The sequence below is a fragment of the Arenimonas sp. genome (genome assembly GCF_035721105.1).
In the GTDB taxonomy this organism is placed as follows: domain Bacteria; phylum Pseudomonadota; class Gammaproteobacteria; order Xanthomonadales; family Xanthomonadaceae; genus Arenimonas.
This window is the reverse complement of record NZ_DASTNG010000056.1, coordinates 54,350-70,501: the sequence shown is the minus strand read 5'-3', so window position 1 is coordinate 70,501 and position 16,152 is coordinate 54,350. Positions and strand designations below refer to the sequence as shown.

1 protein-coding gene is annotated in these 16,152 nt (G+C 64.9%); it reads left to right on the top strand.

Annotation, left to right across the window (positions count from 1 at the left end):
* The first annotated feature begins 1 nt into the window (after nt 1).
* Complete coding sequence (locus tag VFQ84_RS09025; RefSeq protein WP_325131304.1) at nt 2–15,841, top strand: putative Ig domain-containing protein; 15,840 nt, start codon at nt 2–4, stop codon at nt 15,839–15,841.
* Nucleotides 15,842–16,152 lie beyond the last annotated feature (311 nt).

Here is a 16,152-nt window from a genome sequence, read left to right as displayed (position 1 = left end):
CATGGTTGCGGTGTTCACCGGTAACGCGCTGGGTCTGTTTGATACCTCCCTGACCCAGTTGGGCTCGGGTTTGAGCTGGGATGCCGCCCGCAACCGGCAATCGGTCAACGCCGCCAACGGCAACTTGGTGCTTCAGGGACTGGATGAGCTGATCCAGTTCAGGGGGATGTCGGTCTCGGCGACGCGGACCTACAACAGCCTGGGCACGGTCGCTGGAGTCGGAGCGGATGCCTGGCTGACCGGCTTCGAGCGCAAGGTCGAACTGATCGGGGCGCTGGACGGCGACACCAGCAAGGTCATCATGCACACCGGCGATGGCTCCGAGGTGGAGTTCTCCTACTCCGGCACGCCCGGCAAGTACGTCACCACCGACGGCAGCGGCGCCCACGACACGATGGTGTGGCAGGCGAACTACTGGATCTACGACGAGGGCAGCAGCGGCCACCGCGAGTACTTCAAGAGCGACGACAGCGATCCGGCCGGCATCGCCCGCCTGCACCAGATCCGCAACACGAAGTCCGAGGCCGGTGCGCCGACGTACTTCTTGGTGGACTACAACGCCGCCGGTCAGGTCACCGCCGTCCGCGCGAGCGACGGCACCGGCAACAATGCCGATGCGCTGTTGTTCGCGTACAACGCGAACGGTCAGCTGGTATCGACGTCCACGCGCGAGAGCGGGTTCGAGCGCGTGCAGGTGCGGTACGGCTACGACACCCAGGGGCGACTGGAATGGGTGGAGCACGACCTGACGCTGCGCGATACCACCGACAACGTATGGGATGAAGTCACGGCCTCGTACAACGACGGCCACCTGTTCCGCACCACCTACACCTACGTCGACAGCACCAGCCTGCGCATCGCCACCGTGCGCAGCAGCGACGGGCTGCTGTCGAGCTACACCTACGACGCCCAGGGCCGGGTCGAGACGGTCACCCGCGGCGACACCAATATCAACGACGCCGATGGCCTCGGCGAGACCCTGACTTTCACCTACGACGGGCTGCGTACCGACGTGGTCGACAGCCAGGGCCGCATGTGGAGCTACCACTACGACGGTGCCGGCCAGCTGACACAGCTGGCGGGCCCGGCACGCGATGGCCTGCGTGACGTCACTGCCTACGTTTACGACAGTGCCGGCAACCTGCTGCAGGCAAAGACCACGCGCGGCGCCACGGTTCTGTCGCAGACGGACTACCAGTACGACGCCAGCGGCAACGTGCTGTGGGAGTGGGATGCACTAGGTAATGCCGTCAGCTACACCTACACGACCGCGAACCAGCTGGCCTCGCGCACCGTTTACACGGGCGTCACTGCCGACCGCACGGGCGACGCGCCGCCGCCTGGCGGCCAGACCACGCATTTCGTTTACGACACCCAGAACCGCCTCCGCTTCACCGTCGGGCCGCAGGGTCAGGTCACGGAAGTGAGCTATGCCGACAGCGGCAACGGCGTCGGCCAGCAGCATCAGGCGCGAAGCTACGTGGCGGCTAGCTATTCCGGTGTGCCCGGCGCGGCCGAGATCGCCGCCTGGGCCAGTGCGAACCTGGCGGGAACTACCCTGACCGAGTTCAGCTACGACGCCCGCGGGCTGCTGCAGCGCCGGGTGGACTATGCCAGCGTCAGCTCGATCACCGGCGCCGGCGTCGTCGACGCCGCGATGGCCGTCACCCGCTACACCCACGACGCCCAAGGCCTGCTGCGCGCGCAAACGACGGTGCGCGGCACCAACCGTCTGGCGGAGAATGCCGGCAATACCGTACTGGACAGCGTCGTGGACTACGTCTACGACGGCATGGGCCGCTTGCTTGACCTGGTGCAGCGTAGCGGTGATGTCGTCTTCGATCAGGCGCTTGATTCCAATCAGATCGCCACCGATGTCGCCACGCTTTCGGACGCGCATACCCAGATCACCCGCTACCTGTACCTGGACTCCGGCCTGCAGCTGAAGGTGATGCAGGACGGCGGCGCAACGCGTATCGAGACCCGCAACGCCGCCGGGCGCCTGATGTCCACCGTGGACGAAGGGGCGGCCGTCGTTTCGCGCGCCACCCAGAACTTCTACAACAGCGCCGGCCAACTGCGCGCCAGCCAGGACGCCAACGGCGGCCGCACCTACTTCTTCTACGACGAGCGCGGCAACGTCGCGGCCGAGGTCGACGCCACCGGCGCCATCACCGAGTACGTGCGCGATGGCCTGGATCGCGTCGTCCAGACGCGAAGCTACGCCCAGCGCGTCAACACCGTTGGCTGGATCGATGGCGGAGCGGTCACGGCCAATGACTTCGCCAGCGTGCGGCCCGTCGACCAGGGCCAGTCGCGGGTGATTTCCCGAAGCTATGACGCAGCAAACCGCCTAGTCAGCGAGTCCGACGGCGTCGCGACCACGACTTACGCCTACGACGGCGCCGGCCGCCTACTGCAGACCGTGCGCGCGGCGGCGGGCCAGGACGATCGGGTCACCCGCTACTTCTACGATGCGTCGGGTCGTACCGTCGCCACCCTGGATGCCGAGGGCTACCTGACCGAGCAGGCGTTCGACTTCGCGGGCCGCGTGGTCAAGTCGACCCGCTATGCCCACCGGAAGCCCGGGGCGGACACGCTCGACGGCACGCTCGATCAACTGCGCCCGGACCCAAGCGCCGGCGACCAGATCGAGCGCTTCTACTATGACGCGCGTGGTCAGCAGATCGGGCATCTGGATGTCGAGGGCTATCTCAGCAGGCGTGTGTTCCACGAAACGGGCAACTATCGCGTCGACCTCCGCTACGGGAAGCGCCTGACTGGATTGACGGGCAGCGAGACCTTCGGAAACCTGGTCAGCAGCGCCGCAGCCGGGACAGCAACGGATGGCCTGCGTCAATCCCGCCAGTATTTTGATGCCTTGGGCCGGGTCACCAGCGAGATCAACCACGAGGGCACGACTACCCGGTACCACTACGACCAGGACGGCCGCCTCACCCGCACCGAGCAGGCGCAGGGCACCACCGAAGTTCGCAACGGCAGCCAGTGGTATGACGTCTTCGGCCAGCTGATCGGCGAGCTCGCCGGCGCGAATGCGGTGGATGCCAGCGGCAATGCGCGCATCACCGACACCATGAGCGAAGCCGAGAAGACGGATGTGTTTGCGGCCTACGGTGTGCGCCACAGCTACGACTTGCTGGGCCGCCGCATCGAAACCATCGACGCCGAGGGTAACAAGACCTGGTACTTCTACGACGCCCGCGGCCAGCAGACCTTTCTGGTCCGAGGCGTGGAGGGCGCCGCTGGCAAGAACGCCCACGGCGAGGTCACCGAGACCCGATACAACGCCTTCGGCCAGGCGTCCGAGACCCTGGCTTACACCGGCCGCATCAATATCGACTTTCCCCGCACCCGGGACGAGGTGCAATCCGCAATTACCACGCTGACCTACGTTGCCGCGGTGGACGGCCGCCAGCAGTTCAGCTACGACCAGCGCGGCCTGCTGATCAGCCAGATCAGCGCTGAGGGCAGCGTCAGCCACTTCCGCTATACCGGTTTCGGTGAGCTTTACGAGCGAGACACGGCCGTCGGCACGGCGGCGATGTCAACCTCGCGCTTCGAGTATGACCGTCGCGGCATGCTGGTCGCCCAGATCGACAATCCGGGTCCGTCCGGCCCGCAGCGCACCACCAGCACCACCTACGACGCCTTCGGCAGGGTGTTGAGCAGCACCGATGCCCGCGGCAATGAAGTCACCCACAGCTATGATCGCCTTGGCCGGTTGATCAGCCAGAGCCGGTCGGTCTATCAGGGGCTCACCGGGCTTGAGCGCATCGAAACGGTCTCGAGCACCTACGACGCCTTCGGCCGCAGCCTCACTCACACCAATGCGATGGGGCAGGCCACCACCTACTCCTACGACGACGCGACGCGCAGCCTGGTCGTGACCTCGGCCCAGGGGCTGAGCGTGACCACCGTGCGCAACCGCCACGGGGAGACGCTGACGGTCACCGACCCCGCCGGCGCCGTTACCACCTACGAGTACGACCAGTCCGGGCAACTGACCAGGACCATCAATCCAGTCGAAGACTTCCGCACCTCCGAGTACGACGCCCGCGGCCTGCTGGCCGCCACCGTTGACGTCAATGGGACCCGCACCACGTTCACCTATGACGCTGTCGGCCGGGTGCTGACCCGGACCGAAGACGCCGGCACCGGCAAGCTCAACCTCACCACCACGTACGCCTACGACGGCCAGGGCCGCAACGTCACGGTCACCGACCCGCTGGGCAAGATCACCACCCTGGGCTACGACCGCGAGGGCCGGGTGCTAACCAGCATCCGCGACACCAACGGCCTGGCCCTGCAGACGACCTATGCCTGGGATGCCGCGGGCCGCCAGCTGAGCGTGATCGAAGGCGACGGAACGCCCGAGGCGCGCACCGTGCGGTACGCCTACGACGCCTTGGGTCGGCGCATCAGCGAAACGGTGGATCCAGGCACGGGCAAGCTGAACCTGGTCACCGAGTACGGCTACGACGCCAACGGCAACGTCACCACCCGCACTGGCGCGGACGGGCATATTACCCATTTCGTCTACGACGAAGCCAACCGCCTGGTCTTCAGCATCGACCCGATGGGCGGCGTCAGCCGCCAGTGGTACGACGAGGCTGGCCGACTGGTCGCATCGCGCCAGTACGCCGCGCCGATCAGCCTGGACGCCGGAGAGCGCGCCACCCTGGCCACCGCGAACGTCGCTGCGTCGATCAGCCTGATCCAGGGCAAGACGTTGACGAACGACAGCGTGGACCGGGTCGAGTACCGGTTGCTGGACCGCGATGGCCGGCTGCGCTACAGCCTCAATGCGCAGGGGCATGTAGTCGAACAACGCTACGACACCGCCGGCCGCCCGCATCACCGCCTGGCCTACGCCAGCGCAGTGTCGCTTGACCCGACCTTCCTGGCGGGGCTGCTGCAACCCGGCGAGCGCACCCCCGAAATGCTGGTGGACCAGCTGCAGGAGGTGGCGAGCGAGCTGGGCAGTCTGGAAGCCGCCGCTCAGTCCAGCTATGGGGTGATCAACGGCGCCGGACGCGAACGGTTCGTCGTCACGCGTGTGAACGCCAGCCAGGGCTATGTCACCGAGAGGACCTACGACGACGAAGGGCGCGTCACTTCGTCGATTGTGCACTTCACGCTGGTCACGTACGACCCCGGTGCCTCGCCGGGTGACGTCATAGCGCAGCTTTCGGGCGCGCCCGCGGACTCCAAGCGCGTCACGTCCTATGCCTACGACGCGCTTGGTCGCCTGCGCTTCACCGTGGATTCCGAAGGAGCGGTGAGTGAGCAGCGCTACGACAAGCGTGGCGCGGTCAATGAGACCCGCCTGTACATGACGCCGGTCAGCGGCGTCGCCATCAACGAAGCCGCCATGGCCGCTGCCGTCGAAGGCCAGACCGACTACCGCGCCACCACCCATCTCTACGATGGCGCGGGTCGCCTGGTCCGCAGCACCGACGCGCTGGACAACTTCGAGCGCTTTGAGTACGACGCGGTCGGCAATCGCATCAGCCATACCAACAAGCTCAACCACGTCACGACCTACGAGTTCGACGCCGCGGGCCGAATGATCCGCGCGACGGATGCGCTGGAGAATTTCGAACTCTTCGGCTATGACGCGGTCGGTAACCGCACCAGCTATACCGACAAGCTGGGCAAGGTCTGGACCTACGCCTACGACGGCGCCGGCCGACTGATCGAGGAGAAGACGCCCGAGGTGCAGGTGTATCGATACACCACGAACCTCGGGTTCTCGCTGGACGGGGAACCGGGCAGCATCGCCACCCGCATGACCTATGACGCTCTCGACAACCTGCTGACGCGCACCGAGAATGCGGATGCAGTCAACCTCGCCGAACGCCGTACCACCACCTACACGTACGACGCGCGCGGAAACCAGATCCGCACGAACTTCCCGGACGCCTGGCAGATCAACACGTCCGGCGAGCTGGTCGCCACGGGCCAGCCTTCGTTCATCGAAGTGACCTACAACGCCCTCGGCCAGGCCGTGGTGCAGAAGGACGTGCTCGGAAACTTCAGCTACAAGGTCTACGATCGGGTCGGTCGCCTTTCCCATGATATCGACGCCGCGGGTTTCGTGACCCGGTACCAGTACAACGCGGCCGGCGAGCAGACCCAGCTCCAGCGCTATGCCAACGCCCTCGACACGAGCCTGCTCTCCGGCTGGAGCCCAGGCACCGCGATCGGGTTCTCGCAGCTCAGCGACACGGTGCTGCCGACGAACAATGCCGACCGGATACTGACCACCTCCTACGATTCGCGCGGCCTGAAGACCTCAGTGACGCAGCCGAGCGTCACTTACTGGAAGGCGGACGGCACTTCGGCTAACGGTACGCCACGCACCGAGTTCAGCTACGACGCGCTCGGCCAGTTGGTCCGCGAGTCGGTGCTGCTCGAAGGCACCACCTGGGCCCACACCCATCATTACTACGACGCGCTGGGCCGCCGCAGCCTGAGCGTGGATGCCGAAGGCTACATCAGCGGCTGGGAATACGATGCCGCCGGCCAGGAGATCATCCGGGTTGAGTTCGCGCGCGCCATCAACACGGCGACCTTGACCACGCACACCCCGCCGGCGCTGCCTGCCGCCGGCAACCTCGATACGGGCTACGACCGCGCCGTCGTCACCACCTATGACGCGCTCGGCCGCAAGACCAGCGAGACCAGCCCGCGCCTGTTCCAGGATGCGGATGGCAGCAGCGGCATGCGCGAGGTGAGCACCGTCTTCGAGTACGACGCCGAGGGCCGCACCACCGGCGTCATCGCCGACGGCGAGCGCACCACCACCACGTACGATGCTTTGGGCCGGACGCTGAGCGTACTCGAGTCCCTGCGCCTCGTCCTGCGGGGCGAGCGTACCGGGCAGGTGGGTTGGGTCGCCCAGCTCGGGAGCGCCACGCTCAACCTGGGCAGCACCGCGCTTTACGAATTGGTCAATCCCTACACCGAGATGGCCTATGACGCCTTCGGCAACGCGGTTCGCGTCATGCGCTTCGCCCAGGGCCGCCAGGATGACCTGACGCTACAAGACAACACCGGGAGCAACCAGACCACGCTCACCCGCTACGACAGGCAGGGCCGCGCCGTGGCTACCCGCGATGCGGAGGGCAACGCCACGTTCACCGCGTATGACGCCGCGGATCGCGCCGTGCACACCTGGCGCAACCACAGCGACCATGCCGGCGCGGCAGAGTCAGCTGTGGCGCACGGCCACTACACGTACGACGCCGTCGGCCGGCAGACCAGCGCCACCATGACGCGCGTGGTCGGTGGCACCACCCATACCGACAGCACGGAGTTCCTGCGCCACAACGCCTTCGGCGAAGTCATCGCCAAGGCCTATACGGCGGCGGCCCTCGACACGCCGGCGGACGCCATTGACTACACCTATGACCGCGCCGGCAACCTCGCCAGCGATGACAGTTCAGGCAGTCTGCGGAACTACCGCTACAACCTCGCCGGCCATCAGGTAGGCGAGACGCGGAGCTTCTCGACTGGCACCGCCACGCTGACCACCGTAACCACTCAGCGACTGGATCGCCTGGGCCGCGCCGTGGCGACGATCATGCCGGGCGCCAGCCTTGACCCGGCCCAGACGGTGGCCACCTCGCGTGTGCTCGACCGCTGGGGCAACGCGCTCGAGGAGATCGACCCGCGCGGCAACGTCGTCACCTGGGTCTACAACGACCGCAACCAAGCCATCCAGCAGTTCGCCCCGCGGGTGCTGGTCGTGTCCGAGACCGGTGTGGAGAGCTGGCAGCGCCCGGAAACCCGCTGGATGTACGATGCCGTCGGCCGCCTGATCGGCATACGCGACGCCAACGGCCATGTCGACCGCAACGAGTACGATGCCGCCGGCCGTCTGGTCCGCAGCATCGACGCCATGGGCTCCGCAACGCTTTATGGTTACGACGCGTTGGGTCGCAGTGTGGCGCAGCAGGATGCGCTGGGGTACATCAGCACGCGGCGCTACGATCGGATGGACCGCATCATCGCCGTTGGCGATTACTTGACGGCTAACGACGGTGCCACCCGCACGGCCCATGATCGGGAGAGCTATGCGCTCAATGAAAACGGTGACCGCGTCCGGGTCAGCGTGCACCTTGATGCGACTACGCAGCTCGTCCAGCGCTACGGCTACGACACCCGTGGCAAGCTGATCTACAGCGAATCCGCCGCGGGCCAGACCAACACGATCAGGTACGACGCCCAAGGCAACAAGTCGTTCGAGCAGAATGGCATCGGTGGCGAGCAGAGCTGGATATACGACGTCCATGGCCGCCTGACCAGCCACGTTGACCTGGGCAACGCCAGCCACGGGTACACCTACCAGGCGAACGGACAACTCGCAACGGAAACCAACACCCGTGGCCTGTTGCGGACGATCACGTACTTCGCCAATGGCCAGATCCAGCGGATCGACGAGGGCGCCAACAACTACACGATCTACAAGTACGACGACAGCGGGAACCGCACGTATGAGGAAAGTCGCTTCCTGAACAACCTCGCCAGCCCGTCCGTGACCACCCATGTGGTGACCCGGGTGGTCTACGACAGCCACAACCGGATCTCGCGCGTGGTTACCGAGGACCTGATGCGCCCGGTGGGTCAGCGCATCACGCTCGACCTTGAGTACAGCTATGACGCGGTCGGTAATCGTCGCCGCGTGGTGGCCTATAGCGGCCATGGTCCGGGCGTGGCGCCATTGACCGATGCCAACGACGCCCCGATCAAGCAGGCCGACCTGCCGGACGTGACGCTCAAGCACGGCCAGCCAATCGAATGGCGTTGGCATCCGGGTGACCACTTCAACGATCCCGACGGCGACACGCTCATCTACACGGTGACCCAGGATCCGACAGGCGCGCTTCCGGCCTGGCTCACCTACCATCGTGACCAGCTCACCGGCGAATGGGTCTTCAGCTATGACGGCACCAGTGACGTCGGCCAGACTCGCGACATCCTCATTCGCGCCACCGACCCCAGCGGCCTCACCGTCACCGACAGCTTCACCGTGACCGTGGTAAGCGACACCGCGCCGGTGCTGCGCGAGCCGGGTGCGATGACGTTGCTGCACAAGACCAGTGATGCATTCCTAGTGCAGTTCGAGGCGGACGAGGTTTTCCTGGACACGGATGTTGGCGAAACGCTGACCCTGTCGGTGGTCGGCACCGTCCCGCCGTGGCTGGTCGTAGATCCGCACGGCAGCAGCCTGCGCCTGTCCGCTGCGGCAGGCGCGGTACCCACGGGTCAACACACCATCACGCTGCGAGCAACCGACAGCAATGGCGAGTGGGTCAACAAGACCATTCACGTGCAGGCAGCGCCGGCAGCGGCGCCGGTCGGATCTGCCGTTCCGTCGCAGACTGCCGTCGCGGGCACCAATTTCCTGTTTGAAAGCGCCATTTCGGCGATCTTCACCGATCCCAATGGCGATAGCTTCAGCGTTTCCGCAACCCTGTCGAATGGCTCGCCTCTACCGAATTGGCTGAGCTTCGGTGTCGAGAACGTCGCTGGGGTCCAGACCCTGCGCTTCACCGGCGTGGTGCCTGACAACGTCGTGCACCAGCAGGCCTTTAACGTCCGCCTGACCGCGCTCGACAGCGACAGCATGTCGGCCCACCAGGACTTCACCATCACGCTGTCCAACCCGCCGCCGAACGTGGCGCCGGAGTACAGCCACCCGATCGCCGACCAGATCATCGGCGCACGCAAGGCGTGGACCTACACGCTGCCGGCCAACACCTTCACCGATGCCAATGTCGGCGATACGCTGATCTACAGCGCCAGTACGCGCCGCTGGGTCCCGCCCGTGCCCGAAGGGCGCCCTGGGCATTACGTGATCGAACCGCTGCCGTCCTGGCTGGTCTTCGATGCCCCGACGCGCACCTTTACCGGCACGCCCCCGGCTCTGCTGCACCTGGAGGTCCAGATCTCGGCGCGTGACGCGAGCAACGACTCGGCGGTGGGTCGCTTCTTCATCATGGCGACCGAGTCGGAGCCCGTCTATAACGGCGGTTTGACCGCAAAGTCCGCCAATGAAGGTGACACGGTCAGCTACCCGTTGCCGGCCAACTCGTTCGAGGACGCAAACGGCGACCCGCTGACATACACCGGCCATGTCCTGGTCGGCGGCTCCTGGCAGGAGATGGGCACGCTGGGCCTGAGCATCAACGGATTCACAGGCCAGATCACCGGCACCATCAACTCGGCGCCGCAGGGCACCTACACGGTGCGTGTCACGGCCACTGATGGCACCACGCCCGCCTCGGGAACCTTCACGCTGACCGTGAACCGCCGGCCGACGGCGCCCGCCAACACCAGCGTCGGCGTAACGATCGGCGTGCCGTTCACCCAGACGGTGCCCGGTTTCAGCGACCCCGAAGGTGGCGCCCTGACGTTCAGCGCTACCACCAGCACGGGGGCGGCAACTCCGGCCTGGCTGACGGTCAATGCGAGCAATGGGACCCTGAGCGGCACGCCGCCCGCCGGCTTCACCGGGTTGGCCGTGCTGGTGCGCGCAACCGACGCCGCCGGTCTGTGGGCTAGTACCGCTGTGTCGCTCAACGTCGTTAATCCGCCGCCGCAGTATGTGGGCGGATCGATTCCGAGCAGCTTCACCGTGACCGGAGGAAACGCGTGGAGCTACCAGTTCCCGGCGTCTGCGTTCACCAATCTGCCAACTTCAGAAGCCGTCACGTTCTCCGCGCGCCTCAGCTCGGGTGCGGCGCTGCCGGCGTGGCTGGCTTTCGACGCCGCCACCCGAACCTTCAGCGGCGCGCCACCCGTCAACAGCAATACGATCGTGGTGCTGCAGGTCACTGATGAAGCAGGGGGTGTTGCCACTACCAGCTTCACAATCACCGGCACCAGCAATCCGCCGGAGTACAACGGCATCCTGGTCAATCGCGTCAGCGACTTGGGCCAGGCGGTCAACTGGACCCTGCCTGCTGGCGCCTTCACCGACCCGAACCACCAGGCGCTGACCTACACCGCACAGGTGCTGCGCCCCGCGGGCTCGGCTTGGCTACCGGGCGATACCGAGCCGACCCAGTTCGAGGCGGAGTGGGTCGCCGTAGGGAGCGTGGGTCTGACGATCAACGCCAACACGGGCGCCATCACCGGCACGCCGGGCGCGTTGACACTGTATAACGGCAGTGATCGCTGGTTCTACGACATGCGCATCATTGCCAGTGACGGCAGTGCCGCGGTAACGGGCGGGTTCTCGGTTTCGGTGCGCCGGCCGCCCGTACCGCCAGCGAGCACGACTCTGACGGCGTACGCCAATCTCGCCTTTAGCCGCCAGATCACCTTCACGGATCCGGAAGGTGGCGCGTTGACTTACTCGGCCACCGGCCTGCCGGCAGGCGTCAGCTTGAGCAGCAGCGGGGTGTTGACCGGCAGCGGGACGCCAGCAGGCAACTATTGGTTCACCGTCTACGCTACGGACCCCTCTGGCGCCGTCGGGTCGGCGGTCTTCATGCTGGATTCGCAGAATATTGCGCCCAACGTGCCGTCGCCGGTCGGCAACCAGGTGCTCGTGCGTGACCAGTCTTGGAGCCTGAATGTTGCCGGCACCTTCAGTGACTACAACGGCGACGCGCTGACCTGGTCCGCGTCGGGCATGCCCCCGGGGATTGGCTTTGATGCCAATGCCAAGGTCTTCGCGGGTACACCGACGACGGCGGGAGCGTGGACCGTGGTGCTGACCGCCAATGACGGTGCGGGCGGCGTCACCAACCACTCGTTCACGATGACGGTCAATGCGCCCATGGCCAACCAGGCGCCGGTGTTGGTGACGCCGCTGCCGGACGTGAACCGACAAGGCAATCGAAACATCACCATCACGGTGCCGGTGAATACGTTCAGCGACGCCAATGGCGATCCGCTCACCTATAGCGCCACAGGCATGCCGGGTGGAATGACCTTCAATCCATCTACCCGTACTTTCAGCTACCTGACGCCGTACGGCGGCGGCGCTAACCTGATCACAGTCCATGTCAGCGACGGCCGTGGCGGCACCGCCAGTGATTCGTTCTGGCTCTACGTGGCGCCGGTTGGCGGCACTCAACAGCAGCCATACGGCACGCAATCGCAGTCGGAAACTGAATCCACTTCATTCGAGCCAGATACTGCACAGAGCTCCGAGCTCTTCGCCGCCATGGCCCATTCCGTCGAGCTGGCGCAGGGCAATCCGTCGCTCATGGCGACGCCCGAGTCGATAGAGATGACGTCGACGGTCGAGACGACATCAACCGAAGAAGAATTCCCCCCCGCCGATCCGATCGGCGATCCGCTGCCGAACTCCTCGATGCCAGCAGGCACCAGCCTCAATCGCCAGGAGGCCTGGTACACCTACGATGCAGAGAACCGCGTCCAGATCGTCAACGGCAAGCTCGAGGCCGGCCAAATACTGGTCGCCGACTTCACGTCCGGCCAGGTTGGCTATCTGCTGCAGTACGACGCCCTGGGCCGGCAAGCCACGCAGATTCACGAGACGGTCTACGGTCGTAGGATCCAGGCCATCGACTACACCCAGCGCGGCGAACGCTGGCGCACGTATGACATCTCGGAACACGGGGGCATGTATGCGTACGCCCCCCAGGTCGAGAACATTTACGACGGCGCCGGGCGCTTGGCTCGTACGGTTTCCTACTTCCATGCAGACCAGGTCGTTCGCGTGCGGCTGGAGGACACCGGTGAGCGCGACGTGCGCATCGGCGGCCTGCTGTCGCAGGTTATCGAGTACACCTATGATGATGACGGCCGACTGCTGACGCAGACCACGAGCGGCCGCGTCGCCAACCAGAGCTCGACGTCCACTTCTCCGGAGTGGCTGCTGGCTATCCTCGTCGAGAACACCTTCATGATCGAGGACCGGGCGCGGCAGTCGACCGACACAGAGGTGCTGACCCTGCTCGAGGAGGTTCTCTACACTACGGATACGGACGCCGACAACGTCCGCGCGAATGACACCTCCAGCTACGACTCAGCCGGCCGTCTGACCAGCTATCGCTACATCCGTCATTGGGCCGGTGATCCCAACGGCGTCGGCGCCTACAACCCTCTCGCCAACCAGAACTACGGGCATCAATACCAGTTCAACTACGAGGCGCGCGGCGGCTATCTCGAGACCAGCGTAACGGGCTCGCTCATCTACGGAGACACGAACTTCAGGGCAACGACGACGACCAGTCGCTACGATTCGTCTGGCCGCCGCGTGCAGATCGAAGACTTCACGCCCCTGTCTGGCCAACCGGACCTCAAGTCACGGCGCGAACTCGCCTACACCGCCGACGGCCAGGCCATGGCGCGTTACGACTACTACTATGACGAAGAAGCCGAAACCTGGAAGCAGGGTCGCGAGGAAACCAACGGCACGCTGATCAACCTGTTCAAGCACCTGATCAGCGACACCGACTGGGCTAACCTGAGTTCGGAGCAGCGAGAAGCCGTGTACGCCGCTCGCGACCGCCACCGTATGACGTACGTGGGTGGCCAACTGGTCGCCACCCAAGATGAAGCCGGCAAGCTCGACGTGACCGGTCAGCTGACGGGGTTCAGCAACACCAACCTTGGCCGTACGCAGGTGCAGGTGCAGCAGGGCGACACCCTGCGGAGCTTGGCCCAGCGGGTCTACGGCAACGAGAACCTGTGGTACGTGTTGGCCGATGCCAATGGCCTGGATTCGGACAGCCAGCTTGTGGCCGGTAGCACGCTGACGGCGCCGGAAATCAAGACCTCCAGCAACGACGCGAGCACGTTCAAGCCCTACAACCCGGGCGAGATCACCGGGCCGACGACGCCGAGCCTGCCGTACATCGAGCCGCCTGATAAGGGCTGCGGGGTGATCGCGCAGGTCATCATGATCGTGATCGTGGTGGTGGTTTCGATCTACACCGCCGGCGCGCTCTCAGGCGCGGTCGGGAGTTTCGGCCAGATCATGGCCGCCGGTGCGGGCGCCATGACCAGTGTGGCCGGTGCCGGTGCGGCGGCCGTGGGCAGCATGATCGGAAGTTTTGCAGGCCAACTGGCAGGCAATGTCATGGGGGTCGTGGACGGCTTTAGCTTCAAGGATATTGCCGTCGCGGGCTTGACCGCCTACGGCGGCGCGATGATCGGCGGCGCCCTGAAAGGCAAGGAAGTCTTCCAGGCCGCCGGCAACATCGACAAGCTCAACCCCTTGGGCAGAGCGGTTCAAGGCGCTGCGAGCTATGGAAACTCAGTGGTGGCGCGCAGCCTGGTCGGACAGCGCACCGACTTCAGCTGGAGGGGGGTCGCGGCCGCAGCTATCGGGTCTGGTGCCTCGGCGCTGTTGGGCGGTCGCCCTTCGGTGGTCAACGGGCTGGGTGAGGTCACCGACACATTCTTTGGCAATCTCCAGGGCAGCCTTATCGATGGCGCAGCCACGGCCGGGGCACGGCGCTGGCTGGGCGTAGACCGCGAGACGGACTGGACCAGCGTTGCGGCGGACGCCTTTGGCAATGCGATCGCGAACACCATCGTGGGCGTGGCCGCAGGCCGCTACGCCCGAAGCGTGGCGGAACGAATCAACCAGGAACAGCCCGCGGCTCCGAACCAAGACCCGCTTGGATGGAGGCTTGGGTCGGGCGGATCGGAACGGATGCTGTCAATGAGCTCGGGCGGCGGCGGGTCGGGAGGTGACGGGGCAAAGCTCTCGTCCGGCGTTCCTGCGTCTAGCCGCGTGCCGATGCCCACCCAGTTGCCGCCTGATGGCACGCAATGGGCGTGGAGCCCAATGACAGAATCGTGGTACCCAGCGCTGCAGAATGCGACAAGAATTGCCGGCGTAGAGGTGCGCGCAGAAGATCCATGGGTCAATCCGATTGTGGCTAAGTACTATGCCTCGCAAGGCGTTGGCGTAATAAGGCCAGAGCTCTTCGCACGCCAGTACGAAGCCCGATCGAGGGAGATGGGCTACGATCCTGCAGCCCTAGCGAGAGTCCAGGTGGTTCATCAGGCTCCTAAGCGCTACTACGCCACGCACGAGGAGGTCGCCAATAAGCTTCGCGTGGAGCAGTACTTCTATGCTGCGGGCATGATGCAGGCATTCGCGCCCTCCCTTATCCCTGCGCTCTCGGCAGTGTTGCCAGTGGCGGGCACCACGACGCTAGGTTATGGCCGAGCTGGCGGCGAGTTGGCGTGGCAATCATTGAAGGCGGTTGGCTCAAGCCCGTTGAGCACGATTCAAGGCTTGATGGCAGCAAGATCGTGGACGGGAGCATACGCCGCGCTGTATGCCAATATGCCAGGCAATGTCGCTAGCGCCACGATCCTTGCGGAGACAGCGGCGGAAGGATATGTTGCTGGCAGCGTTTTGCTTGCTTCCAGAAGAATTTCCCCTCTCGTTGCAGACACTGCAGTCTTCAGGTCCTCCAGTAGGGGCGGTGAAATATTCGATCCCGTCAAGCTGGCGAAAATTCAAGCTAGCCTGGAAAGGAGGGGCGTTACCTTCGTGACAGGAGACGAAGGGGCGCGGCTCGCGAACGCTTTGGGTGGAGAAGCGCTGTATATGCCGTTGGAGCCCGGACGTCCTGGCGCTATGGTCTTTGGTCCGAATCCCACGAGAACGCAGGTCATTGAAGAGCTGCTTCACTTCGGCCAGCATCAGCGAATTGGATTTGAGCCCCTGAACGGCAGGCTCCCGATGTTTGAGGTTCAGGCGCAAAATCGCCTTCTTGAGGTCGGGCCGAAACTTGGTTGGACCCAGTCAGAGCTTTCTCAAATTCAGAGAGCGCGAGAGCAGTGGCTGCTTCAGTTGGCAAAGGACGGACAGTAATGAAAATTGAGATCAAGCTTGTTGAGGTCGCATATGCGAGAGGGATCGCTCTAGTTGCGTGCGACCTCATCACAGGTGAGTTGAGGCCTGGGCTCAGCCTGAAAGCAAGTGGTGGGGAGGAGTGGACGCTCTTGGGACTTAGCAATGTATCGCCCGAGCTATACGCGGCGGGAAGGAGGGGGGCGTCATTGTCCCCTTCAACCCCCGGTGCTCGTCTTGAAGTCGGAGATCGCTTGGCCGCTGAATAGTTGCAAACACGCAGGGAGCAATTGGTTCTCGCGTCCTGAGCAACATTGCTGAAACGCGCGCTG

Bases quoted from the DNA above. Each gene is read 5' to 3' on its own strand.
- VFQ84_RS09025 (WP_325131304.1), top strand. From the start codon at position 2: ATGGTTGCGGTGTTCACCGGTAACGCGCTGGGTCTGTTTGATACCTCC.